Annotated in this window: 24 protein-coding genes; 14 read left to right on the top strand and 10 right to left on the bottom strand. The window is 59.5% G+C overall.

Annotation, left to right across the window (positions count from 1 at the left end):
* Window positions 1-232 precede the first annotated feature (232 nt).
* The gene (xth, locus tag AC2FNR_RS10805) at window positions 233-1012 is read left to right on the top strand and encodes an exodeoxyribonuclease III (protein WP_496849038.1); all 780 of its coding nucleotides are present in this window, start codon (window positions 233-235) and stop codon (window positions 1010-1012) included.
* Window positions 1013-1014: 2 nt separating this feature from the next.
* On the opposite strand, the gene AC2FNR_RS10800 is transcribed toward xth, so the two are convergent.
* Both AC2FNR_RS10800 and dksA read right to left on the bottom strand, forming a co-directional pair.
* Window positions 1015-2166, bottom strand: a complete 1152-nt coding sequence (locus AC2FNR_RS10800) for an FAD-dependent monooxygenase (RefSeq protein WP_496849037.1) — start codon at window positions 2164-2166, stop codon at window positions 1015-1017.
* A gap of 70 nt (window positions 2167-2236) precedes the next feature.
* Window positions 2237-2659 (bottom strand): RNA polymerase-binding protein DksA, encoded by a 423-nt coding sequence (gene dksA, locus AC2FNR_RS10795; RefSeq protein WP_170354457.1) that lies wholly within the window; start codon window positions 2657-2659, stop codon window positions 2237-2239.
* Window positions 2660-3031: 372 nt separating this feature from the next.
* Here dksA and AC2FNR_RS10790 point away from each other — a divergent pair, with 372 nt between their 5' ends.
* From AC2FNR_RS10790 to AC2FNR_RS10770, 5 genes are all read left to right on the top strand, one after another.
* The gene (locus AC2FNR_RS10790; RefSeq protein WP_353390247.1) at window positions 3032-3877 is read left to right on the top strand and encodes an AAA family ATPase; all 846 of its coding nucleotides are present in this window, start codon (window positions 3032-3034) and stop codon (window positions 3875-3877) included.
* 97 nt (window positions 3878-3974) lie between these two features.
* Complete coding sequence (locus AC2FNR_RS10785) at window positions 3975-4424, top strand: GNAT family N-acetyltransferase (RefSeq protein WP_170354459.1); 450 nt, start codon at window positions 3975-3977, stop codon at window positions 4422-4424.
* Window positions 4421-5785: a DUF2927 domain-containing protein gene (locus tag AC2FNR_RS10780; RefSeq protein ID WP_496849036.1), complete on the top strand. Its 1365-nt coding sequence runs from the start codon at window positions 4421-4423 to the stop codon at window positions 5783-5785. Before AC2FNR_RS10785 ends, AC2FNR_RS10780 begins: the two co-directional genes overlap by 4 nt.
* 3 nt (window positions 5786-5788) lie before the next feature.
* Window positions 5789-5959, top strand: a complete 171-nt coding sequence (locus AC2FNR_RS10775; RefSeq protein WP_353390253.1) for a hypothetical protein — start codon at window positions 5789-5791, stop codon at window positions 5957-5959.
* Window positions 5960-5961: 2 nt separating this feature from the next.
* Window positions 5962-7146: a vWA domain-containing protein gene (locus tag AC2FNR_RS10770; RefSeq protein WP_496849035.1), complete on the top strand. Its 1185-nt coding sequence runs from the start codon at window positions 5962-5964 to the stop codon at window positions 7144-7146.
* Between the two features lie 8 nt (window positions 7147-7154).
* On the opposite strand, the gene AC2FNR_RS10765 is transcribed toward AC2FNR_RS10770, so the two are convergent.
* On the bottom strand, window positions 7155-7619 hold the full coding sequence (locus tag AC2FNR_RS10765) for a GFA family protein (protein ID WP_496849034.1): 465 nt from the start codon (window positions 7617-7619) through the stop codon (window positions 7155-7157).
* A gap of 108 nt (window positions 7620-7727) precedes the next feature.
* On the opposite strand from AC2FNR_RS10765, the gene AC2FNR_RS10760 reads away from it, so the two are divergent.
* A complete protein-coding gene (locus tag AC2FNR_RS10760; RefSeq protein WP_496849033.1) occupies window positions 7728-8417 on the top strand; it encodes a M48 family metallopeptidase in 690 nt (229 codons plus the stop codon).
* 71 nt (window positions 8418-8488) lie between these two features.
* Here the strand turns inward: AC2FNR_RS10760 and AC2FNR_RS10755 are convergent, their stop codons facing one another.
* The 4 genes from AC2FNR_RS10755 to glnE are packed head-to-tail and all read right to left on the bottom strand — an operon-like array spanning window position 8489 to window position 13315.
* On the bottom strand, window positions 8489-9031 hold the full coding sequence (locus AC2FNR_RS10755) for an RSP_2648 family PIN domain-containing protein (protein ID WP_496849032.1): 543 nt from the start codon (window positions 9029-9031) through the stop codon (window positions 8489-8491).
* Window positions 9028-10230, bottom strand: coding sequence for an RSP_2647 family RNA methyltransferase (locus AC2FNR_RS10750; protein ID WP_496849031.1), 1203 nt, complete (start codon window positions 10228-10230; stop codon window positions 9028-9030). The genes AC2FNR_RS10755 and AC2FNR_RS10750 overlap by 4 nt, the downstream gene beginning before the upstream one ends.
* A gap of 39 nt (window positions 10231-10269) precedes the next feature.
* Entirely contained in the window at window positions 10270-10539 is a 270-nt protein-coding gene (locus AC2FNR_RS10745; RefSeq protein ID WP_480865739.1) for a hypothetical protein, read from the bottom strand.
* Window positions 10526-13315, bottom strand: a complete 2790-nt coding sequence (gene glnE, locus AC2FNR_RS10740; protein ID WP_496849130.1) for a bifunctional [glutamate--ammonia ligase]-adenylyl-L-tyrosine phosphorylase/[glutamate--ammonia-ligase] adenylyltransferase — start codon at window positions 13313-13315, stop codon at window positions 10526-10528. Before glnE ends, AC2FNR_RS10745 begins: the two co-directional genes overlap by 14 nt.
* 185 nt (window positions 13316-13500) lie before the next feature.
* On the opposite strand from glnE, the gene AC2FNR_RS10735 reads away from it, so the two are divergent.
* The 5 genes from AC2FNR_RS10735 to AC2FNR_RS10715 all read left to right on the top strand — a co-directional run bounded on the left by AC2FNR_RS10735 (window position 13501) and on the right by AC2FNR_RS10715 (window position 17323).
* A complete protein-coding gene (locus AC2FNR_RS10735) occupies window positions 13501-13923 on the top strand; it encodes a DUF2852 domain-containing protein (protein ID WP_480865741.1) in 423 nt (140 codons plus the stop codon).
* Between the two features lie 67 nt (window positions 13924-13990).
* Window positions 13991-14422, top strand: coding sequence for an RDD family protein (locus tag AC2FNR_RS10730; protein WP_496849129.1), 432 nt, complete (start codon window positions 13991-13993; stop codon window positions 14420-14422).
* A gap of 78 nt (window positions 14423-14500) precedes the next feature.
* Window positions 14501-15325 (top strand): arginyltransferase, encoded by an 825-nt coding sequence (locus AC2FNR_RS10725; RefSeq protein ID WP_170354469.1) that lies wholly within the window; start codon window positions 14501-14503, stop codon window positions 15323-15325.
* A gap of 6 nt (window positions 15326-15331) precedes the next feature.
* On the top strand, window positions 15332-15721 hold the full coding sequence (locus AC2FNR_RS10720; protein WP_496849030.1) for a VOC family protein: 390 nt from the start codon (window positions 15332-15334) through the stop codon (window positions 15719-15721).
* A gap of 243 nt (window positions 15722-15964) precedes the next feature.
* Entirely contained in the window at window positions 15965-17323 is a 1359-nt protein-coding gene (locus tag AC2FNR_RS10715) for a dicarboxylate/amino acid:cation symporter (RefSeq protein ID WP_496849029.1), read from the top strand.
* 56 nt (window positions 17324-17379) lie between these two features.
* Here AC2FNR_RS10715 and AC2FNR_RS10710 read toward each other — a convergent pair whose 3' ends face one another.
* The 3 genes from AC2FNR_RS10710 to AC2FNR_RS10700 all read right to left on the bottom strand — a co-directional run bounded on the left by AC2FNR_RS10710 (window position 17380) and on the right by AC2FNR_RS10700 (window position 21879).
* Complete coding sequence (locus tag AC2FNR_RS10710; protein ID WP_496849028.1) at window positions 17380-19734, bottom strand: TRAP transporter large permease; 2355 nt, start codon at window positions 19732-19734, stop codon at window positions 17380-17382.
* Between the two features lie 17 nt (window positions 19735-19751).
* Window positions 19752-20678: a TRAP transporter small permease subunit gene (locus tag AC2FNR_RS10705; RefSeq protein ID WP_170752655.1), complete on the bottom strand. Its 927-nt coding sequence runs from the start codon at window positions 20676-20678 to the stop codon at window positions 19752-19754.
* 118 nt (window positions 20679-20796) lie between these two features.
* Window positions 20797-21879, bottom strand: a complete 1083-nt coding sequence (locus AC2FNR_RS10700) for a TRAP transporter substrate-binding protein (protein WP_170354474.1) — start codon at window positions 21877-21879, stop codon at window positions 20797-20799.
* A 247-nt stretch (window positions 21880-22126) separates the two neighbouring features.
* Between AC2FNR_RS10700 and AC2FNR_RS10695 the strand changes: the two genes are divergently transcribed.
* Together AC2FNR_RS10695 and AC2FNR_RS10690 are read left to right on the top strand one after the other, a co-directional pair.
* On the top strand, window positions 22127-23560 hold the full coding sequence (locus AC2FNR_RS10695) for a cache domain-containing protein (RefSeq protein WP_170354475.1): 1434 nt from the start codon (window positions 22127-22129) through the stop codon (window positions 23558-23560).
* On the top strand, window positions 23557-24204 hold the full coding sequence (locus AC2FNR_RS10690) for a response regulator transcription factor (protein ID WP_480865744.1): 648 nt from the start codon (window positions 23557-23559) through the stop codon (window positions 24202-24204). Before AC2FNR_RS10695 ends, AC2FNR_RS10690 begins: the two co-directional genes overlap by 4 nt.
* The last annotated feature ends 46 nt before the right edge of the window (window positions 24205-24250 follow it).

Below are 24250 nucleotides of genomic sequence, written 5' to 3'. Positions count from 1 at the left end.
GATGAAGAGGGATCCGCTCTCCGACCCTACCGCCGGAGAGCTTCACCTGGCGCGGTCATCGGCGCCTCCGCCTGTACCGCCTCCCATAGATCGCAAAAGTTGGTTAACAATCCGTTTCTTCATCTGGCCAAAAATACCTCGGAGCGCGAGGCAGAGCCTCGCATCCTTCACCGCCACTTGCCGCTGGGTTCATTCTGCGCGATAGGTTGCCAACAGCTTTGGAGGGCCGCGCATGAAAATCGCCACGTTCAACATCAATGGGATCAAGGCGCGGGCCGAGGCCCTGCCCCGGTGGCTGGACGAGGCACAACCGGACATCGCTCTGCTGCAAGAAATTAAATCCGTCGACGAGAACTTCCCTCGCGAAATCTTCGAAGAACGCGGATACAATGTCGAAACGCATGGTCAGAAGAGCTTTAACGGTGTCGCAATCCTCTCGAAGCTACCCTTGGAGGATGTAACGCGCGGCTTGCCCGGTGACGACGAGGATGAACAAGCCCGTTGGATCGAAGCGACTGTTGTCGGCAAGCAGGCGATCCGGATTTGTGGCCTTTATCTACCGAACGGAAATCCCGCGCCCGGGCCAAAATACAACTACAAACTGGCGTGGATGGAGCGTCTGTATGATCGCGCCCGTGACCTGCTGGCAACCGAAGAGCCTGCGTTGATGGCGGGCGACTACAACATCATTCCGCAAGCGGAAGATGCAAAACGCCCCGATGCATGGCGCGAGGACGCCTTGTTCCGACCCGAAAGCCGGGCCGCCTTCCGCAAAATCCTGAACCTAGGGTTCACCGAGGCGTTCCGTGCCCGAGTACAAGGTGCTGGCCACTATTCCTTCTGGGACTATCAGGCCGGAGCGTGGAACAAGGATGACGGCATTCGCATCGACCATTTTCTACTAACCCCTCAGGCCGCAGATCTGATGCGAGACTGTCAAATCGACAAGGAGGTGCGTGGGCACGAAAAACCCTCGGATCACGTGCCAGTCTGGGTTGATTTGGACATCTGAGATCAAACGGTTGGGTCGTAGTTGTAGATCCAGTCGTATTTCTGCGTCAGGCGCGGACCTATCGCCGCCAGAACTGCTTGCGCGGCCAAACGCATCGGACCGCGCAAGTGAAAATTGCGTGCATTTGCGGATGCGGCAGCTACCACGTGCTGCGCGCGGCGTTGGCGCACGGATTCGTAGGCTACAAGGGCCTGCCTTACGCCCGATTGGTTGTCGAAAGAGCGTGCGAGAACCCAGGCATCCTCAAGCGCCAGACACGCTCCTTGCGCCATGAAGGGTAACGTCGGATGGGCCGCATCGCCCAACAGGGCCAAGCGTCCGTTCTGCCATCTCTCGGCCACCGGACGCAGGAACAGTGCCCACAGATGCGTTTCTTCGACCTTTGTCAGAATGTCTGTCACCGGCCCTCCAAAATCGGCAAACCTAGCGCGCAAGTCATTGGGATCGCCCTTTACACGCCAGCCTTCCTGCTGCCAGTCCGAGCGTTCTTCAATTGCTACGACGTTCATCAGGCGTTGGTCGCGCAGCGGATAGGTGACGATGTGCCGCCCCGGCCCCATTGTCAGTGAGGCTTGCGACTTCTCGACCTTATCCTCCCAAGGCACCGTCGCGCGCCAGGCGATCTGGTGGGTGAAGGCTGGGGCCTCGGGGCCGTTCAGGATCGGGCGAAGGGTGCTGCGTCCACCATCTGCGGCAATGGCACATTCGACGCGGAGGCGCTCTTCATCATCCAGCACGATCTCGACCTCGGACGGGTGTTTGCGAACCGTCTGCACTCGCGCGCCAAGGCGTATGTCGACACCTGCATCCTCGGACGCCCGTCGCAACAGCTCCAGCAAATCGGCGCGGTGATAGTAGAATGTCGGACCCGCCGCAGGGGCTGGGATGCGACTGATAACCCGACCCTTGCGATAGTCACGCAAAATAGCTCCGTGCGAGAGTTGCGCGGCTTCAGGCGGATCCCCCGCAACCCCCAAGGCGCGCAGAACGGACATCCCGTTGGCGCTGATCTGAAGGCCCGCTCCGACCTCGGTCAGTGCTGGGGCCTGCTCTAGCACCGTCACCTGCGCACCGCGCTGGCGCATAGCCAACGCCGCAGCAAGTCCACCGATGCCGCCGCCTACCACGCAAAACTTCAAACCATTGATCTTCATAGCATTGCCTTAACGCAAAAACGCCGGAGCAACAGGCCCCGGCGTTTGAATTCTTGACATTTCAGGACGATCAATCGTCGCGGTGGACCTTTTCGCGACGCTCATGCCGTTCCTGCGCCTCGAGCGTCATGGTTGCGATCGGGCGCGCATCCAGACGCTTCAGCGAGATCGGGTCGCCTGTTTTTTCGCAGTAACCATACTCGCCCTCATCGATCCGGCGCAGGGCCGAGTCGATTTTAGCCACCAGTTTGCGCTGACGGTCGCGCGTGCGCAGTTCCAACGCTCGATCGGTTTCCTCGCTTGCGCGGTCGGCAACGTCGGGGATGTTACGGGTGTTGTCCTGCAAACCTTCGATCGTGTCGCGGCTGCCTGCCAAAAGTTCTGTCTTCCAGTCCAACAGCTTGCGACGAAAATACTCAAGCTGCCTGTCGTTCATAAATGGCTCGTCTTCGGCTGGACGATAATCTTCGGGCAGAAATACTTCCTGCTTCATTTTTGCTCCCTCGGTGTGGCCTTCAACGCCGAGTGCACTCTCTTCACCAGACATGAGGCATTCCCTTCTGCGGAGCGTTTATCTGACGGCGCGGGGATTGTCACTATGCAAACGTAGCGCCGAACAAGTGTGATCATAAACAGTCTAAATATGAGACATCAAACAACAAAACCTTGTTTTTCTGTGAAAATTGGCGGGCCTTTTCAAGGCATCCCCCAAAATGCCGCAGGGTCTGTTAGCGCTTGAATCAACCAAAGGCATTGGACTCGCTGACCAATTTGGCGCGACGGCACGCAGCGACGCGGGTTGTAAAAATCCTCACTGCTCTGTAACCCAAAGACCACAGGCCGCGCGATACAGGATGAGGACCCCATGACCGCACGTTTTCAAGGCACAGCCGAATATGTTGCCACTGATGATTTGACCATCGCGGTGAATGCCGCGGTCACACTGGAGCGTCCGCTACTGGTCAAGGGCGAACCCGGCACCGGCAAAACCGAGCTGGCCAAACAGGTGGCTGGTGCGCTGGGTCTGAAGATGATCGAGTGGAACGTGAAATCCACCACCCGCGCGCAGCAGGGCCTGTACGAATATGACGCCGTCAGCCGCTTGCGCGACAGCCAGTTGGGCGATGAGCGCGTGCATGACGTGTCAAACTATATCCGCAAAGGCAAGCTGTGGCAGGCGTTCGATGCCGACGAAAAGGTCGTGCTGCTGATTGATGAGATCGACAAGGCCGATATCGAATTTCCAAACGACCTGCTGCAAGAACTCGATAAGATGGAGTTCCACGTCTACGAAACTGGTGAGACGATCAAAGCCAAGAACCGGCCTATCGTGATCATCACCTCGAACAACGAAAAGGAACTGCCCGACGCCTTCCTGCGCCGGTGTTTCTTTCACTATATCCGTTTCCCCGATGAGACCACGATGCGCCGCATCGTCGAGGTTCATCACCCCGGCATCAAGGACGCGCTGCTGACCACCGCACTAACGCAGTTCTATGAAATCCGCGACACGCAGGGGCTGAAGAAAAAGCCCTCGACCTCGGAAGTACTGGACTGGTTGAAACTGCTTCTGGCCGAGGATCTGACCGCCGAGGATCTGAAACGCGACGGAGCGAATGCCCTACCCAAGCTTCACGGCGCGCTGCTTAAGAACGAACAGGATGTGCACTTGTTCGAACGTCTGGCTTTTATGGCGCGTAGCAAACGCTGATCATGGGGTGATCGGCCTTGCCATACGGCAAGCGGGCTGTCAGCATTGGTTAACGACGGCCCGAAGACCGGGCATCCGAGCAGATGGGACAAGCTGAGTGTCTGACACCCTTACGATCCGCGCCTTGCGGCCTGATGATCGCGCCCAATGGGCCGAACTATGGCGCGATTATCTGGCGTTCTATGAAACGACCGTTCCCGACGGCACCTATGACACCACTTTTGCCCGCCTTTTGGGTGATGACCCGAACGATTTTTCCTGCTTTGTCGCCGAAAGCGCCGGACAGTTGGTCGGGCTGACGCACTACCTGTTCCACCGTCATGCGTGGAAGGAAGAGTCTGTCTGTTACCTGCAAGACCTGTTCGCAACCCCGGCATCACGCGGTACCGGCGTCGGCCGTGCGTTGATTCAGGCTGTATATGACGAAGCTGACCGTCAAGGCGCGCCCTCGGTCTATTGGCTGACGCAGGAATTCAACCACACCGCGCGCAAGCTCTATGACCGTATCGGCAAGCAAACGCCCTTCATCCGGTATCAACGCCCATGATCAGGCTTGGTGCGATGGTGTTCGGATTGGCCCTTGCAGGCTGCACCACGGTCACCCCACCCGAACCGCCGACGCGCGTCAAACCAACCGAAGACATCCTGCCGCCGGCCAAGTCATTCGCGACCGCGCGCCCTACCCCGCCCACGCGATCCAACGTGAATATCGCGCAGGATTTCGTGTCGCTTCACTTCGCGTTGGAAAGTGGCACTGCGCTGCCTGTATTCACCCGGTTTGAAGAACCAGTAACCGTGCGCCTTACGGGTCAGGTCACCCCTTCGATGCAACGCGATCTCCGACGCCTTCTGACCCGCTTACAGCGTGAAGCCGGGATCGATATCCGGCAAATCCAGGACGGCCCCGCTAATATCACCATCGAAGCCGTCAGCCAGGAACAAATCCAAAGCATCCTGCCCCAGGCGGCCTGTTTCGTGGTGCCCAATTCTTCGGACTTTGAGGAATACCGCCGGGATCGGCGGAAACAGAAAAGCAGTTGGCTCCGCCTGCGTAACCGGGAAAGACTGGGCATTTTCATCCCATTTGACGCGAGCCCACAGGAAAAACGCGACTGCCTGCACGAAGAGCTTGCGCAGGCTTTGGGCCCTTTGAACGACCTGTATCATCTACCGGATTCGATCTTTAACGACGACAACATACACACCGTTCTGACTGGGTTCGACATGCTGGTCCTGCGCGCGGCCTATGCGCCTGAGTTGCGCAGCGGCATGACCCGCGAAGAGGTCGAGGCCGTCATACCTGACGTGCTCAAACGTCTGAACCCGCGCGGTGAAAACGTGCCGGCGCAACCAACGACCCAGACCACGCGAGACTGGATTCGAGCCATCCAGAGTTCCCTCAACCCCAACCGCAGTGTTGATGCCAGACTGCGCTCGGCCAGTCGCGCCGCCCGGATAGGAGCGGAACAAGGATGGACCGACCACCGTCGTGCCTATCCCTATTTCCTGATGGGTCGGATGGAACAGTTCGACAATCCGCAAAAAGCCTTGCGCGACTATGACACCGCCCTGCAATACCTCCGCGCGACACCAAACACAGAGATTCATCAGGCGTATATCACGACTCAACTTGGAACTTATGCATTGGCACAAGGCAGCGGACCGCAATTCCTGCCCGAATTGGACAAAGCCATCGACGTTATGACGCGCGCTGAAAACGCCTCGCAGCTGGCAACACTATTGCTGCTGAAATCCGAGGCTCTAAATCAGGCGGGACGCCCAACCGAAGCACGTTCCGTCAGGCTGGACAGTCTGGGGTGGGCACGCTACGGGTTTGGCTCGGAAACGGTGGTCCGGTCGCTGATGCAGGACGTTGCAGAGGCACCCGCGAATAACAGAGGCGGTTAACGCATGGTCGTAGTTCTGGGAATGGCATTACTGGGGGCGGTCCTAGGAGCGATGGCCGCGCGCAAGCGAAACGGCAGTGGTGCGGACATGGCACAATACGCCGCTGGCTATGGTATCGCCTTTTCGCTGGTGGGCCTTATCCTGTCACTGATCATCGTCAGACTGATTTCGTAGCCATGTTCCTGCCCTTCTTTGAAAACCTTCGCAAAGCCCGTATTCCAGTATCCCTGCGCGAATACCTGACCTTTCTGGAAGGCATGAAAAAGGGTCTGGCCACCTATGATGTCGAGGCGTTCTATTACCTCGCCCGTGTCTCGATGGTGAAGGACGAACGTAATATCGATAAGTTCGACCAAGCCTTCGCCGCCAGCTTCAAAGGTTTGGAAGAGATCAGCTTTGACCAGGTGATCGAGGCCGTGGACATCCCCGCCGAGTGGCTGGCCAAGATGGCCGAAAAACACCTGTCCGAAGAAGAAAAGGCCGAGATTGAGGCCATGGGCGGGTTCGAGAAATTGATGGAGACGCTGCAAGAACGTCTCAAGGATCAGGAAGGCCGTCATCAGGGCGGTAACAAGTGGATCGGCACCGCCGGAACGTCTCCGTTCGGGGCGTATGGCTATAACCCCGAGGGCGTGTGCATCGGCCAGAAGGAAAGCCGCCACCAGCGTGCGGTCAAGGTCTGGGATAAGCGTGAGTTCAAGAACTTAGATGACACAGTTGAACTGGGCACCCGCAACATCAAGGTCGCCCTGAAACGCCTGCGCCGCTGGGCGCGTGAGGGTGCGGCCGATGAGCTGGATCTGGACGGCACCATCCGCGCCACCGCCGAACACGGCTATCTGGACGTCAAAACCCGGCCAGAACGTCACAACGCGGTCAAGGTGCTGCTGTTTCTGGACGTGGGCGGATCAATGGACCCGCATATCAAGGTGGTCGAAGAGCTGTTCTCGGCCGCGCGGACCGAGTTCAAGCATCTGGAATATTACTATTTCCACAACTGCCTGTACGAAGGCGTCTGGCGCGACAATGCCCGCCGTTGGGATCAGCAGACCCCCACCCATGAGGTGCTGCGCACCTACGGCCCCGATTACAAGTGTATTTTCGTAGGCGATGCCTCCATGAGCCCCTATGAAATCGCCTATCCCGGCGGTGCCAATGAGCATTGGAACCCAGAGGCCGGACAAGTCTGGCTGCAACGCGCGCGGGATCAGTGGGCATCAAACCTGTGGATCAATCCGGTGCCCGAGAAATACTGGGACTACACCCATTCCATCAGCATGATCCGCGAGATTTTCGAGGACCGCATGGTGCCGATGACTCTGGCCGGGCTAGAGCAAGGAATGCGCGAACTGACGCGCTGAACCGGCTCTTAACTGCTTGTTGGCTCCCGGCCCGGCAATGCCAGCACTCGGGTCAGAGGTAAAGTCAGACCCAGATAGGTTGACAGCGCGCCCGAGTATTTCGGGACGTCGTCCAACTGATCCTCGACCCGTGTGCCGTAATAGATGTCACAATCAACCGGTGGTAGTTCCATCTGCTGCGCCGTGCGGGCCGGAACCACCGAGAGCGCACCGAACAGATAAGCCAACATCGGATCGCCACAGGATTTGCACAGACCGCGGGACAGGGGCGAAGGGCTTTTGGTGTGAATCCATTTGATGGTTGACGGATCAGCAGGACGCGCCTGCCCCCGGCGCAGCAGCAAGGCATCCGCGTAGGGCGCCTGATAAACGGACTGGCATTTCGTGCAATGGCAGCGAAAACGAACACGGGGCGCGGCGGTGACGGTCACTTTGGTCTGACCGCAGGAACAGCATGTCTGGATCTGTGTCATGGCGCAGGTTAAACACGCCTCTCGCGACCGGTCAACGCGCCCTCACAGGCTGTTGCGCAGCGTCATTTTCCTGTTGCTTCGGCCTCTGCGCAGCCCCATATCTGATCTATGCTGCGCCTGACCCCAATCCTGTTGGCCATCGCCTATGCCGTCGTTATGTACCGGATTTCCGTGTGGCGTACCCATCGCGAATTAGACGCGAAGTCGACCGAGTTGGCGGACCCTGCGCTGAAACGCATGACCGATCGTTTGGCGGCAGCGCTCGAGATCGAGCGGGTTCCGGTCTACATCTACGAAATCGACCCTGTAAATGGGTTGGCCGCGCCGGACGGGCGGATTTTCATCACGCGGGGGTTTTATCGCAAGTTCCGCGATGGCGACGTCTCGGCCGAGGAAATGGCCAGCGTGATCGCGCATGAGCTTGGTCACGTGGCGCTGGGTCATGCGCGGCGGCGGATGATTGATTTTTCCGGTCAGAACGCGCTGCGGACGGCGCTGATTATGGTGTTGAACCGGTTCATTCCGTTCATTGGGGCGTGGATCGCGAATATGCTGGCGCATCTGCTGGCCTCGCGCCTGTCGCGCGGGGATGAGTATGAGGCGGATGAATATGCCGCCGCGCTGCTGACCAAGGCCGGGATTGGGATTGGGCCGCAGAAATCTCTGTTTCACAAGCTCGAAAAGCTGACCGAGCAGAGGGCGGGAGTTACGCCAGCTTGGTTAATGAGCCATCCCAAAACGGATGAGCGGATTGCGGCGTTGGAGGCGCTTGAACAGCGTTGGAAGGCGGGTGGATAGGTTGCGGCCGTGAGGGGCCAGCCCCTCACACACCCCGAGGTATTTTTAGCCAGATGAAGGGCGGATCGGATTTAAGTGGTGAGGGCTTTGCCCAGGCGTGGCAGACGAGCTTTTTTCATCAGCGCACGCAGAGTCCATTGATCGCCTGAGAGGCGGTTAGCTTCTGCGAGAACACGGTCGGCCATCTCAAATATACCTTCCGGATCGATGCGCCAAAAGCCGTGCAGCAGGTTATCGGGATCTTGGCGGTCCAACCCTTCTTCCGACAGGATGTTTCGGGGGAAGTCTTTCGCGTTCATAGTGACAATTACATCTGACGACGACGCTATGGCGATGGCCAGTACGTGAACATCAGCGGCATCGGGCAGCCAGAGGCGCTGCTCAAGACCTGGTTGTGCTTCACGCTCTGCTTTGGGCCATTGAGATTGAGTCAGGGCAATTTCGGCGCGGGCCTGTGACTCACCCGTGGAGCCCAGCTTTCGTGCAGCACGGGCCCATTCTTCGAGGATGCGCGCGGACCATATGGGTTCGAAATGACCCATCTTTGCCGCGCCCAACAGCATCGCTCGCATCACCGTGGGATAGATGACGCAGGTATCCAGAACCGCCCTCACACCCGGTAGAACACGGCTTTGAGGTATCCGCTTTCGGCCAGTTGCGGCAGTTGCGGGTGATCCGGCCCCGCAAAGCCCGTGTGGATCAGTTGCGCCTGCCGCCCGGTTCGGCCGATCCCTCGCGATGAGGCGTCGCGGAAACGGCCCAGATCGGCGGCGTGAGAACAGGAACACAGGCCAAGATAACCGCCCGTTTTGGCCAGCGGCGCGGCCAGACGCGCGATGCGCTCATAGGCGCGCAGCCCCGCGTCCAGCGCCTGTTTCGAGGGCGCGAAGGCGGGCGGGTCACATATGACCACGTCGTATTGCGCGCCCTCTTCGGCCAGTTGGGTCAAGACATCGAAGGCGTCGCCTTGCCGGGTTTGGAACCGGTCGGCAAAGCCCGAGGCTTGCGCGCCTTGGGCGGCCAATTCCAGTGCGGCGGCTGAGCCATCGACGGACAGCGCCGACCCGGCTCCGCCAGCCAGCATCGCCAGACCGAACCCGCCCACGTGGCTGAACACATCCAGCACCTGTGCGCCGGGTTGGACCAGCCGGGCCGCGAAGGCGTGGTTGGGGCGTTGGTCGTAGAACAGCCCGGTTTTCTGGCCGCCGGTCAGGTCGGCCATATAGGTCGCGCCATTCATAGGCACCGGCAGCGGCGCATCGGGGGCCGTGCCGCGCAGGGTGAGGTTGGCATCGTCTAGCCCCTCAAGCCCGCGTGTCCGGCCCGAGGCGTTTTTCAGCACCGTGGTCACGCCGGTCACCGCGACCAGCGCGTCGGTCAGAGTGTCCAGATGCGCTTCGGCCCACGCCGCGTTGGGTTGGATGACGCAGGCGTCACCAAAGCGGTCGATGATCACACCGGGAAAGCCATCGGCTTCGGCGTGGATCAGACGGTAATAGGGCGCGTCGAACAGGCGCTCGCGCATGTCTAGCGCGCGGCGCAGGCGGGTTTCGAACCACGTGGCGTTTAACTCGGCATCCAGATCGCGGTCCAAAACGCGGCACATGATCTTGGACTCGGGGTTCACCGCCACCAGCGCGATGGGCGCGCGGTTTTCGTCTTCCAACACGGCTAAAGCCCCTGCCGGGATCTTACGGGTGCGGCGGTCTGTAACGACGTCATTGGCATAGACCCAAGGGAAGCCGTGGCGCAGTCCGCGCGCATTGGCTTTGGGTTTCAGGCGGATACGGGGGCGGTCGGCGGATTGGGTCATGCCGCTCCTCTTAGTGGCTCCGGCGCGCGGAGAAAAGCCCTAGCGATCGCGGGACCGCCAGCCGCCGCGGCGTTTAGGTTTTTGTGCTGCCTGCAATCCCTCGGTCAGCACCTGCGTCATCGGGTGATCCGCCTGCGCCGCGTAGATGGCGTGCAGATCGGTCAGCGCCTGCGTCTGATCCCGATCCGCAGGCAGGCTGAGTGCCCAGTCCAGAAAGATGCTACGGCATTCGGGCAATGTGATGCCCTCCATGTTATATGCCTCGCGGATCAGGCCCTTGTGGTCATTGGGGTCGTCACTGCGCGCCATGAGTATCCTCCGAAATAACGCAGCCGATGATCCCGGCGGCGGTGTCGTAACTGTCCTGCAGCGCGGCCTGAAGCTGGTCGACCTGTTCAAACCCGGTGGCCCGGCACAGAAAAGCCGTACCGCCCTCGCCGATCTTGTCGGCCTCGATCACCTTGCCCGACAGCAGCCGGGCCGCGCATTGCACCGACCAGCATAGATCATAGCAGTCCTTCAGCGTTTGCGCCTGCGCGACATCCAGCAGCCCGGCAGCGACTGCGCCATCCAGCCCCGTATGAACATCCCGCTGAGGCAGACCGGACAGCAACGCGCCCGTCTCTGCCATCAGTTCGATATCCATCATGCGGCCTGCGCCGTTCTTGGCATCCCAGATACCGGCCGGAGATTTGGCGGCGGCGAGCCGCGTGCGCATCTCGGCCACCTCGCGCAGCACCTTCGCAGTGTCGCGGGGACGGGTCAGGAATTCGGCGCGGAAGGCTTCGGTATCCTGCGCCAGATCAGCAGCCCCGGCCACAACACGGGCGCGGGTCAGGGCCAAGTGTTCCCAGACCCATGCTTCATTCTGCTGGTAGTTGGTGAAACTGGCCCAACTGGTCGCCACCGGCCCCTGATTGCCCGAAGGGCGCAGACGCATGTCGACCTCATAGAGCCGCCCCTGCGACATGGGCGCGGACAGGGCCGTAATCAAAGCCTGCGTGAACCGCGCGTAATAGGTGCGCGTGGCCAGCGGGCGCGGACCGTCGGACATGTCCTGATCCAGCGGGTCATAGATCACGATCATGTCCAGATCGGATTGCGAGTTGATCCGCCCTGCCCCGATCGACCCCATGCCCAGCACCACCGCCCCTCGTCCCGGTGCGGGCCCGTGTTTTCGGGCGAATTGTTCGGTCACGCAGGGAAAAAGCGCGGCGATCACGGCGCTAGCCAGATCGGCGTAGTGCTGCCCGGCCTGTGCGCCGTCGATCAGCCCGCGCAGGTGGTGAACACCGATGCGGAAATGCCATTCCTTGCACCAGCGGCGGGCGAAATCCAGCTGCGTCTCATAGTCTGCCTCCTGCGCCAGCGCCTGCTCCAGATCGGCGTGCAACACCGCTTGCCCGGGCCAGTCGTCAAAGAAACTGCCCCCGATCACCGCGTCAAAGACCGAAGCATTGCGCGACAGATGCCCCGCCAGCGCATGAGACGTGCCGACGATATCCACCAGCAGGTCGATCAGATGCGGGTTGGCCTCAAACAGCGAAAACAGTTGCACGCCCGCAGGCAGGCCCGACAGGAAACCGTCGAGCGCCAACAACGCCTCATCGGGTTTGGCGGTCTTGGCGAGGCGCGACAGCAATTCCGGTTTCAGCCGTTCGAATATACGCGCGCCCCGTTGCGAGCGCAGCGCCGGATAGGTCGGCCAGCGCGCCATGACGCCTTCGTCAAAGGTGACCTCGGGGGTTGGCGCGGGGGCTGCGGCTCCGGGGGCGAAGAACCCTTCGGTCAGTTCATGCACCTCGGTCAGGCGACGGGTGAGGTCGGAGGTCAGATCTTCGCTGCTGATCCCCATCAGGCAGGCGACGCGCTCGATCCCTTCGTCGGATTGCGGCACCTTATGGGTCTGGGCGTCGTGGATCATCTGGATGCGGTGCTCGACCTCGCGGTGGGCGCGGTAATGGTCGGTCAGCTTGTCGGCGACCTCAGACGGCACCCAGTCTTTTTCTGCCAGCGCAGCCAGCCCTGGCACTGTGCCTCGGACGCGCAGGTCGGGGTCACGCCCTCCGGCGATCAATTGGCGGGTTTGGGTGAAGAACTCGATCTCGCGGATGCCACCCTGCCCCAGCTTCATGTCGTGGCCCGGAATGGTCAGAGCGCCGCCGGTCCCCTTATTCTCGCGGATGCGCAGTCGCATGTCGTGGGCGTCCTGGATGGCGGCAAAATCCAGATGCCGCCGCCAGACAAAGGGGCGCAGCGTGTCCAGAAACCGCTGTCCTGCTGCGATGTCCCCCGCACAGGGGCGCGCTTTGATATAGGCGGCACGCTCCCAAGTGCGGCCAAGGCTTTCGTAATACCGCTCGGCAGCCTCGGCCGCCATACACACAGGCGTCACACCCGGATCGGGGCGCAGACGCAAATCGGTGCGGAACACATAGCCATCGGCGGTTTTGTCGCTGAGCGTGGCGCAGAAGTTCCGCGTGGCACGCACCATGCCATGACGCGCCTCATAGAAATCATCCGGGTCAAACCGGGTCTCATCGAACAGCACGATCAGGTCGATATCCGAGCTGTAATTCAGCTCATGCGCGCCCATCTTGCCCATGGCCAGAATGATCATCCCGGCAGCGGTTTCAACGTCGTCCTCGCTCATGCCCGGCAACTTGCCTCGCCGGATCAGCGCCGCGATCTCGGCCTTGGCCGCCGCATCCGCCGTCAGCGCCCCGAAATCCGTCAGCGCAGCTGTGACTTTTTCTAAGGGCCACGCCCCCGCCACATCGGCCAGCGCGGTCAGCAGCGCCATCCGTCGTTTGCCCTGCCGCAACCCCGGTTTCAGCTGATCCGGCGGCAGCGCGCGGGCGGTGGCCATCACCTCGGCCAGCGCCTGATCGGGCTGCTGCAAGGCCCCGGCCAGCCAGTCTTTTTCCCGCTCGATCAACCCTTTGAGATAGGGGCTAGAACCCGCGACACCCGCGATCAGCTCAGCCTGTTCCGGCGTCAGATCCGCAACCAGACCCCGTGTTTCATCACCCAACGCAGGATCGAACGGGCGTGGCATTCGGTGGATCGACAGAGCGGTCATGATGGGGCCTCCGGCGGTATACTGCTCCCAAGTGGCCTGATTTCAAAGGCTTGCACAAGTCCTAACTGCATCGCTGCGACACCCCTGCAAAGTCAATGTAAAAGATTTTTACATATGCCCCTTGCAACCTGCCGCCCAACTCCCATCTATTCAATGTGAAAACAATTTACATCAACCCGGAGACCAAAATGACCGCACTATCCGACCCCGCCGTCCCTTCAAATCCGGGATGGCTGCACCGTATCGAGGCCTGGCTGGACGACAAGGGCAAAGGCGCCTGGATTGGCGCCATGGTCCTAGGTTTCATCTTTTTCTGGCCTGTGGGCCTGGCCCTTCTGGCCTATATGATCTGGAGCAAACGCATGTTCAGCAAATCCTGCAGCCGCCGCACGTCCTGGAACAGCCACATGAGCGCGATGAAACCGTCGGGCAACAGCGCCTTTGATGCCTATAAGGCCGACACCCTGGCCCGGCTCGAGCGCGAACAACAGGATTTCGAAGCCTTCCTGCGCCGCCTGCGCGATGCCAAGGACAAGGCCGAGTTCGATCAATTCATGGACGAACGCGCCCGTGATAACCACGATGCAGACGAAAGCGACGCACGCGCCTGATCTGATCCTTGCCCTGCCCCGGTTTTCGGGACAGGGTGAACCCATTCAACGACGCGGATATCCCTATATGACTCATCTACCAGATCCAGATCGCCAACCGGAATTCTATCAATCGGTGGCGACCAAGCGCTTTGTCGCCTGGTTGTTCGATATCGCGCTGATATCGCTGCTTTGTATTGTTCCGATCTTCCTCACTCTGGGTGCGGGGTTGTTTTTCCTGCCTCTGATCTATGCCGTCATCAGCTTTGTCTACCGTGTCGTCACTATTGCGAACGGGTCGGCCACTTTGGGCATGCGTTTTATGGGAATCGAACTGCGTGATGCATTCGGCGCACGGATGGACCTGGGCAAGGCTATCGCCCATACGGCGGGATATTTCCTGAGTATGGCGATCTTTGTGGTGCAGGTCATCTCGGTCATCATGATGCTGACCAGTTCCCGCGGACAGGGCCTGACGGATTCCTTCCTTGGAACGGTGATGATCAACCAGCGCGCGTAATAGTAACCCTGTAGCGTGAATCACTTGGCGGCTCCGGGATCGATTGCTATCATCCCGGTCAGAAAAAACGGGACTTTCATGCGACACACGCTGCCTATCGCGCCACAATTCTATGTGACGGCCCCACAGCCTTGCCCTTATCTTGAGGGCAGGATGGAGCGGAAGCTGTTCACAGCCCTACAGGGTGAAGGGGCAGATCAACTGAATAACTCGTTGTCGCAACAAGGGTTTCGCCGCTCGCAAAACGTCCTGTACCGGCCGTCATGTGCCGATTGCGCCGCTTGTCTGTCAGCCCGTATCGACGTATCCGCGTTTGCCCCCAGCAAAAGCCAAAAGCGCGCGGTAAAGCGAAACGCGTACCTGCAGCGCAAGGCCAATTCGCCTTGGGCCACCGATGAACAGTACGAGCTGTTTCGCCGCTATCTGGATACCCGCCATGCCGATGGAGGTATGGCCGATATGGACGTGTTCGAATTCGCCGCAATGATCGAGGAAACTCCGATCCGCAGCCGCGTTGTGGAATATGCGGACCCCGACACCGATAACCTGATCGCCGTCAGTCTGACCGATGTTCTGGATGACGGGCTTAGCATGGTCTACTCGTTCTATGACCCGCATCAACCGCAGAATTCTTTGGGCACCTATATGATCCTTGATCATATCGACATCGCGCGCGAGGCCGGGCTGCCCTATGTTTATCTTGGATATTGGGTCCCTGGCAGCCCCAAGATGGGATATAAGGCCCGGTTTTCGGGGTTGGAGGCATATATTCAAGGTGAATGGGTCAAGGTCGGAAACCCGGCTGATCTTGCAGGATCGGGCCACCACCCTCTGTCGACCGCTCCGATTGCCGAACAAGTGGCGAATATCCAATTGCCTGACCGACACCCGACCAAAGGCTGAAGTCCAATGCGTCAGAGCCTGCATGCGGTGACCCTCGTGGTGCCAGACTACGATGCTGCGATTTCATTTTACACGCAAACCCTAAGCTTTACGCTCGAGCAGGACATTGATTTGGGTGATGGTAAACGTTGGGTGCGCGTGGCTCCTCCCAATGCGCCCGAGGGGTCCTTGCTGCTGGCCAAAGCGGCTGACGTCGATCAAAACAAGGCCATAGGCAACCAAACCGGCGGACGTGTCGGCTTTTTCCTGGCAACGGATGATTTTCAACGCGACCACGCGGCCATGACGGCGGCTGGCGTGACGTTCGAGGAAACCCCGCGTCGTGAACCTTATGGAACCGTCGCGGTCTGGCGCGACCCGTTTGGAAATCGCTGGGATTTGATCGAGTTCAGCTAGCGCTTGTTCCAGCATTTTGACTGTCTCGGGGCAGATCCGTCAGAAAAGATGAACAATTATTAATCATCTAAATGGCGACTTCCCTACGGACAGCGATTGAATCCTTACCCCACGTCACCAAGTAATCCTGACCCTCAGCCGTTCGACCCCGTTTAGATCCGCTCGGCTGGGCTTCAATGACATAGCCCGTGATGCAACAGGTTCCCGACCTGCGGGTTTGGCTTTGGTAAAGGGAGACGGACAATGACTCATGCTATTCGACGGCTGCTTGCGGCCAACCTGACGACGCAAATTCTAACGGCCCTTGCGCTTGGTTCAGCCCTTGGACTGGCCCTGAACTATTGGCACATACCGTTCCTTCAAGAACATCTGGTCAATGGCTTGTTCAGCATGGTCGGCCAGATGTTCCTGAACGCGCTGCAGATGCTGGTCGTACCGCTGGTGGTTTTTTCCCTACTGTGCGGCGTGGTTGGGATTGGTGATCTCAAGGTCTTGGGGCGTGTCGGAGGGCTGACCTTTGTGACCTATCTGGCGACCACGGCGCTGGCGGTGATGACGGCGCTTGTGTTTTCCAACATCTTCAACCCCGGCATGGGATTTGACAGCCTGCATATGGCCAGCGCGGATGTGTCCGTCGCAACGCAGGATACCGCGTGGCAGATACTGGCAAACATCATCCCCAAGAACCCGGTTCAGGCGCTGGCCAACGGCGAAATGCTGCAGATCATCTTTTATGTAGTCGTTGTCGGCATTGCGGTTCTGATGATCGGAAGCCGCGCCAAAACCTTTGTCGAGGGCTGTACCTTCATGAACGAACTGGCGATGAAAATCGTCGAGATCGTGATGGCCTTCGCTCCGATCGGCGTCTTCTGTCTGATTGCCAAGACCTTTGCGCTGGAAGGGTTCAGCCTGTTCGCCCCGGTCATCGGGTATCTGACGACCATCAGCCTGACGCTGGTCTTTCACCTCTGCGTGACGCTGATGGTGCTGCTTTATGTCTGCACCGGCCTCAGCCCGCGCGCGTTTCTGCGCAAGATGCGTTCGGCGCAGGTGTTTGCCTTCTCGACCTCAAGCTCGAACGCGACGATCCCGGCCTCGATGCAATGCGTGACCCAGCGCATCGGTGTAGACCGCTCGGTTGCCTCGTTCGGCATCCCGTTGGGCGCGACGATAAACATGGACGGCACCGCGATCATGCATGGGGTGGCGACGGTGTTCCTGGCCAATGCCTATGGGATTGATCTGGGGCTGGGTGGCTATATGACCATCATCTCGATCTCGGTTCTGGCCTCAATCGGCACTGCCGGAGTGCCTGGCGTGGGTATCGTGATGCTGGCCATGGTGTTGAATCAACTGGGAATGCCGCTGGACGGGATCGCCATCATCCTCGCCGTTGACCGGATCATCGACATGATGCGGACGGTGGTTAACATAACCGGCGACGCGGTTGTCACCACCATTGTCGCCCAGCGTGTCGACAAGCTGGACAGGGCGGTCTTCAATGACCCCGACGCCGGGACCCTGACCCCTGCCACGCTGGATATCGACCACGAGGCCGAAGCTGCTTTTGCGGAACTGACGCATCCCAAAGCCGAAGCCTGAACAAAAAAGACCGGAGGCCACAGGGCCTCCGGTCTGTCATCCTTCTGTCGGCCTTATCAATTCGGGATCAGATCCGGCACGATCGTCACGATGGTCGGGAAGAACCAAAGGATACCAATCCCGACTACCTGAATCAGCACGAATGGAATGATCCCGCGATAGATATGACCTGTTGTGACCTCTTTAGGCGCAACGCCCCTTAGGTAGAACAGCGCGAACCCGAAAGGTGGTGTCAGGAACGAGGTCTGCAGGTTCACCGCCACCATGATCGTGACCCATTTCGGATCGAACGACCCGCCATAGATCACCGGGCCCACGATGGGGATCACGATGTAGATGATCTCGAGGAAGTCCAGCACAAAGCCCAGAATGAACAGCACCAGCATCACGATCAGGAAGACCGTGAACTCGTTGTCGAAACTGCGCAGGAACTGCTGGATATAGTGCTCACCCCCGAACGAGATCACCACAAGGTTCAGCAACTGCGAGCCGATCAGGATGGTGAAGACCATCGAGGTCACCTTGGCTGTCTCGCGCACCACGGGCGTCAGAACCCCGCTGGTAAACAAGACCCAGCAACCAAACAGCAAGCCGAACAGGGCAAACAGATAGGCGCCATAGGCCACGATGAAGGCAATCCAGGTCTCGACGCTGACATCGCTCTGGTTGATGCGCAGGTCAAAGTTCACACCCATCAGCAAGGCCACGATCACGGCCAAAGTCGCCCAGATGATCACCTTGGCCGAGCGGCCTTGATCCTGCAGCTTGCGGTACGCGGCCAGCATGATCGCCCCGCCTGCCCCCAGCGCCGCAGCGGGCGTCGGGTTGGTCACACCGCCCAGGATCGAGCCCAGAACCGCGATGATCAGAACCAGCGGCGGGAAGACCACGCGGATCAGATCATTGGTCGCGCAGCGCGCAGCGGCCTCTTTGCATCCATAAATGGCCAGCGCAAACGGCACCGCCATCAAGACAAAGGTCGTCCCCGAGGACGTGGTTGGCGCAATGAGCAGGACATCGACCAGCAGCATCAACAACAGGCCGATGGCCCCTACGATCAGCGGCTGCGTCGGCTTCGATGGCGCAATGCCGCGACCCATGACCAGCGTCAGACCCAGCAGCACGACCATGACAGCCACACCCGTGCCGATCGGCGCAGCAGCAGCGATCTTAGCTTGTTGCGCAGCAACCAGTTCCTCTTCGGTCAGGCGTGTCGACTCGGCGGTGCCACCTGCGGCATCGATGGCCTCTTGCTCGGCCACGGCCTGATCCCAGGCCAATTGTCCGTGCAAGTCGATCATCGAGGCTTTGCATTCCTCAGACACGTTCGTGCGCAGCGATGCGCCCTCACCGATATCCGAGAAAGCCGAGACGCTGATGTTCTGGCTTCCGACAATACCAGCACTGCTCAGAACCATCATGCCCACGATCAGCGCAACCGGTGCACCCAGCAACCAGGTCAGACCTTCGGCACGGGTGATCGGCTCACCACTACCGCCTGACATTTCAACGGCCGGGGCCTTTTCCGGATTCAGCAACGCATAGCCAAAGGCATAAAGCGCATAAAGCAGCGCCAGCATGATCCCCGGCAGCAAAGCTGCTTGGAACAATGTCCCAACCGAGACCACGGCAGGCTCACCCAGATAGGTCAGCGCGTCTGTACAGCCTGCATCCTGCGCGCGGGTTTCCTGCGCGGTCGAATACAGATCACCGGCCAGTGTCCCCAAAAGAACGATCACGATCGACGGTGGGATTATCTGCCCCAACGTGCCCGAGGCCGCGATCACACCGGTCGCCAGTTCCGGCGAGTAGTTGTTGCGCAGCATGGTTGGCAGCGCCAGCAAGCCCATGGTCACAACGGTCGCGCCCACGATCCCGGTCGAAGCGGCAAGGAACGCCCCCACAACCACAATCGACACGGCCAGACCACCGGGCAGCGGGCCAAAGACACGTGCCATCGTGGTCAGCAGATCGTTTGCGATCTTCGAGCGTTCCAGCGTGATGCCCATCAGGACGAACATCAGAACGGCCAGCAGGGTTTCAATCGACTGACCGGCCAGAACGCGTTCGTTCATGCGGTTCACGATGAAGGACACGTTGCGGTCCAGCGCGGTTTCCCAGCCCTGCACAAAGACCGGCTCGGCGATCCTTGGTAAGTCCGGGAAGCGGAAAACCGACACCGTGTCGGGTTTGACGCCCGAATTCACGAGATCTCGGTAGGCTTGGGAGCCGGTATCAATTGCCTGGTGGATCAGCAGCCCGGCACTGTCCAGCGCTGCGATGATCCCGAAGGAAATGATCCCTGCCCCGCCGATGGCGAACGCCACCGGGAAACCGGATAGGATGCCTCCGAAAAGGCAGAAGAATACGATAATGAGGCCTATCTCGACGCCATCAAGTCCGAATAACATAGTCTGGGTCTCCGTCCCTAATGTGCGCCTTCGTAGGCTTCTTCACCCTCACCAAGGCTATCCTTGTCGAGGTATTTTCCTGTGCTCTCGGACCCTTCCGAGTATTCCAAGAACGAGCGGTAGAGGAATGCAATGGCGTGCAGGAACACCATGGCCGCAAAAGCCACCAGCAGGATCTTGAACAGGAAGTACGCGTTGAACCCGTTGGGGCTGAAACCGATGGTTTCCACGTTCCAGCGCAGCGCGCGGGATTTGGCGACCAGGCGGTCCAACGTATCACTAGCCGAGGGTTTCGGCACGATCAGGTGCCGCCACATGAAGTACCAGCCATACATCCACGTCAGCACGGCCATAGGCATCATAAACAGAACCGCGCCGCACATGTCGACCACGCGTTTGGCCCGATGGCTGATGCCGGCATAGATCAGGTCAACGCGCACATGCCCGCCCTGCACGAACGTATAGGTACAGCACAGGCAGACCACCATGGCGTTATACAGTTTAAGTTCTTCCGCGAACCAACTGATATCCTGAGTGAATGGGATACCAAGGCCAAAGGACATATCAGGGCGGGTAAACACCCGTTGCATGAAAACGATGACAATCTGCTGGATGACCATCAACAAACCGGCCCATGCAAAGAACCGACCTGTGGTGTTCGCAAAGCCCTCGAGAACCCGCACCATCCCCCACATGAAATTGCGGTAGTACAGGCCGACGGCGGTCAGAACCAGAAAGAAGGTGAAGATCACAAAGAAGAACTCGACCGAGCCACCGTAATAGACAAAGCGCATGATCGACGCCTTGTCTGACCAGTCTAGCCAGAGTTGCGGATGCGTGATGGCGTATCCGAAATTATAGAAGGCTTCGGCAATGTTCTGGATGAACCATACAAGTCCATTCCACAGGGCGCCGAAGAACGAGATACCGTTTTCGTCCTGCATGTTGTCCCCAGGTCGCGTCAGTTGCACCTATGATGCGCGGCTGTCCGAACCGCGCTGTTGCAACGGGAAAGGCTTCCCCACGCGTGGTGGGGAAACCGTTTGGTCGAAGAAACGCTGCTTAGCCGCGAACGCGGTCGCGCTGGGTGGTGTAGGCACCCGACGACAGGTTGTTCCATGCCGAAGACGCTGCCATCGACGACATTGCGCTGTCGTGGATTTTCTTGAACAGCTCGTCGCCCATGTTTTCGTCCAGAACTTCCTGGCTGGCCTGACCGAAGGCATCCCAGACGCTGTCGGGGAATTCCAGAACCTTCACGCCACCCGACTGCAGGCGCTGCAGCGCCGCGCCGTTGTTGGCCAGGAATTGCGCCAGGTTCCACTGGTGTGCTTCACCAGCTGCGATCTCGATGATCTTCTGCTGTGCAGGTGTCAGTTCGTCGAACACGTCGCGGTTCGTTGCCAGCGACAGACCTGCGCCCGGCTCGTGGAAGCCCGCGGTGTAGTATGTCTTGGTGATTTCCTGGAAACCGGCTTTTTCGTCCGCCCAGGGGCCAATCCACTCGGTGCCGTCAATCGCACCCGAGGACAGCGCCTGATACACTTCCGAGCCCGGAATGTTCTGAACCGATGCGCCCAGTTTGCCCAGTGCCTGACCACCCAGACCCGGCATGCGGAATTTCAGACCCTGGAAATCCTCGGGGCCGTTGATCTCCTTCGAGTACCAGCCGCCCGCCTGCGCACCGGTGTTCCCGGCCAGGAAGGATTTCAGGCCAAAGATTTCGCCCAGCTCGTCATGCAGCTCCATGCCGCCATCGTGGTAGTACCAGTTCACCAGTTCCTGCGCAGTCATGCCGAACGGAACAGCGGTGAAGAACGCGTAGCCCGGGTGCTGACCCACAAAGTAATAATCGGCAGCGTGGTACATGTCGGCCTGACCGGACGAAACGGCGTCAAAGACCTCGAACGCGCCAACCAGTTCGCCCGCGGCTTTGATTTCGACCGTCAGGTCGCCATCGGACATGGTAGTGATGCTGTCGGCGCAACGCTGTGCGCTGTCAAAAACGCCCGCCAGACCGCGACCCCACGAGGTCACCATGGTCAGGGTGCGCTTGCCCTGTGCATAAGCCGGTGCTGCCAGCGTGGTGGCCGCAGCAGCCGAGCCGCCCAGAGCAGATGTTTTTAGAAATGAACGACGATCCATATGAGTGTTCCTCCCCTACATAGTTCAAACCCCCGAACGATCTCGGGGCAGTCGTTTTCAGTGCGCGCCAGCCTAATGACAGGAATTTGAATGTGAATACCTACTACTACGTAGGTAAGCCGGTTTTTCTGCGGCGAGGCTTAGAAATTAGGGAAACGTCCAGTGCTTTCCGCTCGCGAACGATAGAAAAAACCGGTCTCGAGCAAAGATTTTGCATTTTCCCGCGCGCTTGCGTATCGATTCGTCCATGAAAGGATTTCGCAACCTGATCTCGCTGACCTATGGCCAGAAACTGTCACTTGTGGCAGCTATCCCGCTATTGGTGGCCGTGGCGGCAATTGCGTTCTTTGTTACACAGGAAGCCCGCGCCACGGCCGAGCGCGAAATTCAGGCACTTGAACGTCGCCTGATCGAGGCCAAGAAAGAAGAACTGCGCAACTATGTCACCCAGGCCCGCAACGGGTTTGCCTATATCTATGGCCGCGCCACGCCCGACGATAAGGTCGCGCAGAATCTTGTGACACAGATCCTGTCGGCGATGATCTACGGTAAGGACGGATTCTTCTTCGTCTATGACTATGACGGCAACAACCTTGTCAGCCCACGTCAGACGCAATTCATCAACCGCAACTGGGAGGGGCTGACCGACAGCGATGGCACCCCTGTCGTGGATGAGTTCATTCGCCTCGCCCGTCAGGGCGCGGGATGGCACAGCTTTATGTGGCAAAAGCCCTCGACCGGGGAAGAGGCGCAGATGATCGCCTATGTGGTCGGCCTGCAGGACTGGCGCTGGGCCGTGGGGACCGGCGTTTTCATCGACGATATCGTAGCAACCGTCGCCAATGCCCGTGCCGAGGTCGAGGCCCGTGTGCAGCGCACCTTTGGATACATCGGCGCTATCGTTCTGGCGGCTGTCCTAATCGTTTTCACATCGGGGATGCTGCTGAACGTTCGCGAGCGCAGGTTGGCCGACGCAAAGCTGAAAGAGCTGACACAACGCGTTTTCGATGCGCAAGAGGAAGAGCGGGGCCGCGTGGCGCGCGAATTACATGACGGGATCAGCCAGATCCTTGTGGGCGTGCGCTATGCGTTGGATAACGCCCGCAGGCGGTTGGAACGTGGCGATGATGCGGGCGCGCGTGACCCTTTGGGCAAGGGCATCGACCATCTGGGGTCTGCCATCACCGAAGTTCGTCGCATAAGCCGCGACCTGCGTCCCGGCGTTTTGGACGACCTTGGGCTTGGCCCTGCCCTCAAGGCATTGACCGATGACTTTAGGGACCGAACCGGAATCGACACCGAGTTCTCAACGGTTGTCTTCCGCAACCGTCTGGATCAGGACAGCAAGATTGCGCTCTACCGTATCGCGCAAGAGGCCCTGACCAATATCGAACGCCATTCCGGCGCAACTCGTGTTACGATAGACCTGCGCGGCCACAAAAAGGGCGCAACCATGCGGATCACCGACAACGGCCGCGGACTGCGCAGTGCACCCGGCGACGGCAGTACGGGGATCGGGTTGCGAAACATGCAGGAGCGTATCGAACAGCTTGACGGATCGCTGCGTATTCTGTCATCACGCGGCCCACGCAGCGGAACGGTGATCGAGGTCAGCCTGCCTCTCAGCCATTTGCTGCCGCCACAGGAAGACGCCACGCCCAACCGAAAGGCCGGTACATGAGCGACGCCACAATCCGTGTCCTTATCGTAGACGACCACCCGATGGTCGCCGAAGGGATACAGTCGATCCTCGAAAGCTACGACGAAATCACTGTTGTCGGAACGCTCAGCAGCGGGCAGGACGCCGTAGATCAGGTCGCTACTCTGGCACCTGATGTGATCTTGATGGATTTGAACATGCCCGGCATGGGCGGCCTCAGCGCGACCGAGATCATTCTGGAACGCCTGCCTCAAACCCGCGTTCTGGTCCTGTCCATGCACGACAGCCCTGAATACATTTCGACAGCCCTCAGTCACGGGGCCAAAGGATATGTCCTCAAGGATGTTCCGACGGACGAGATCAAGAAGGCCATCGATGCCGTTATGCAAGGCGAGCAATACCTGTGCACCGGGGCCAGCGGATCGCTGGAACCCAAAAGAGGTGGTGCGCGCGAGGCCCTGACGGGTCGGGAACAGACCATTCTATTGGAACTGGCGCAGGGAAAATCCAACAAAGAAGTAGCCCAAACGTTGGACATCTCGGTCCGCACAGTCGAGACCCACCGCAAGAACATCAAACGCAAACTGGGAATTTCTTCGACCGCCGGTCTGACTCGCTATGCGCTGGAGCATGGAGTCTTGCAGGGCACCAGCCCCGGTTTCTGACCGCAGCGCGGCACGCGCTGCCCGGCCCAACCGGCGGAGATGCGCC

This window comes from Ruegeria sp. SATB045 (assembly GCF_059613525.1).
This window is presented reverse-complemented; position numbering and strand designations above follow the sequence as displayed.

Excerpts from the sequence above, each read along its gene's own strand:
- AC2FNR_RS10730 (WP_496849129.1), top strand. The coding sequence starts at position 13,991 with ATGACTCATCTACCAGATCCAGATCGCCAACCGGAATTCTATCAATCG.
- AC2FNR_RS10745 (WP_480865739.1), bottom strand. The coding sequence starts at position 10,539 with ATGGCGCGCAGTGACGACCCCAATGACCACAAGGGCCTGATCCGCGAG.
- AC2FNR_RS10790 (WP_353390247.1), top strand. The coding sequence starts at position 3,032 with ATGACCGCACGTTTTCAAGGCACAGCCGAATATGTTGCCACTGATGAT.
- AC2FNR_RS10750 (WP_496849031.1), bottom strand. The coding sequence starts at position 10,230 with ATGACCCAATCCGCCGACCGCCCCCGTATCCGCCTGAAACCCAAAGCC.
- dksA (WP_170354457.1), bottom strand. The coding sequence starts at position 2,659 with ATGAAGCAGGAAGTATTTCTGCCCGAAGATTATCGTCCAGCCGAAGAC.
- AC2FNR_RS10710 (WP_496849028.1), bottom strand. The coding sequence starts at position 19,734 with ATGTTATTCGGACTTGATGGCGTCGAGATAGGCCTCATTATCGTATTC.
- AC2FNR_RS10760 (WP_496849033.1), top strand. The coding sequence starts at position 7,728 with ATGCTGCGCCTGACCCCAATCCTGTTGGCCATCGCCTATGCCGTCGTT.
- AC2FNR_RS10765 (WP_496849034.1), bottom strand. The coding sequence starts at position 7,619 with ATGACACAGATCCAGACATGCTGTTCCTGCGGTCAGACCAAAGTGACC.
- AC2FNR_RS10715 (WP_496849029.1), top strand. The coding sequence starts at position 15,965 with ATGACTCATGCTATTCGACGGCTGCTTGCGGCCAACCTGACGACGCAA.
- AC2FNR_RS10705 (WP_170752655.1), bottom strand. The coding sequence starts at position 20,678 with ATGCAGGACGAAAACGGTATCTCGTTCTTCGGCGCCCTGTGGAATGGA.
- AC2FNR_RS10735 (WP_480865741.1), top strand. The coding sequence starts at position 13,501 with ATGACCGCACTATCCGACCCCGCCGTCCCTTCAAATCCGGGATGGCTG.
- AC2FNR_RS10690 (WP_480865744.1), top strand. The coding sequence starts at position 23,557 with ATGAGCGACGCCACAATCCGTGTCCTTATCGTAGACGACCACCCGATG.
- AC2FNR_RS10725 (WP_170354469.1), top strand. The coding sequence starts at position 14,501 with ATGCGACACACGCTGCCTATCGCGCCACAATTCTATGTGACGGCCCCA.
- AC2FNR_RS10800 (WP_496849037.1), bottom strand. The coding sequence starts at position 2,166 with ATGAAGATCAATGGTTTGAAGTTTTGCGTGGTAGGCGGCGGCATCGGT.
- xth (WP_496849038.1), top strand. The coding sequence starts at position 233 with ATGAAAATCGCCACGTTCAACATCAATGGGATCAAGGCGCGGGCCGAG.
- AC2FNR_RS10700 (WP_170354474.1), bottom strand. The coding sequence starts at position 21,879 with ATGGATCGTCGTTCATTTCTAAAAACATCTGCTCTGGGCGGCTCGGCT.
- AC2FNR_RS10780 (WP_496849036.1), top strand. The coding sequence starts at position 4,421 with ATGATCAGGCTTGGTGCGATGGTGTTCGGATTGGCCCTTGCAGGCTGC.
- AC2FNR_RS10695 (WP_170354475.1), top strand. The coding sequence starts at position 22,127 with ATGAAAGGATTTCGCAACCTGATCTCGCTGACCTATGGCCAGAAACTG.
- AC2FNR_RS10775 (WP_353390253.1), top strand. The coding sequence starts at position 5,789 with ATGGTCGTAGTTCTGGGAATGGCATTACTGGGGGCGGTCCTAGGAGCG.
- AC2FNR_RS10720 (WP_496849030.1), top strand. The coding sequence starts at position 15,332 with ATGCGTCAGAGCCTGCATGCGGTGACCCTCGTGGTGCCAGACTACGAT.
- AC2FNR_RS10770 (WP_496849035.1), top strand. The coding sequence starts at position 5,962 with ATGTTCCTGCCCTTCTTTGAAAACCTTCGCAAAGCCCGTATTCCAGTA.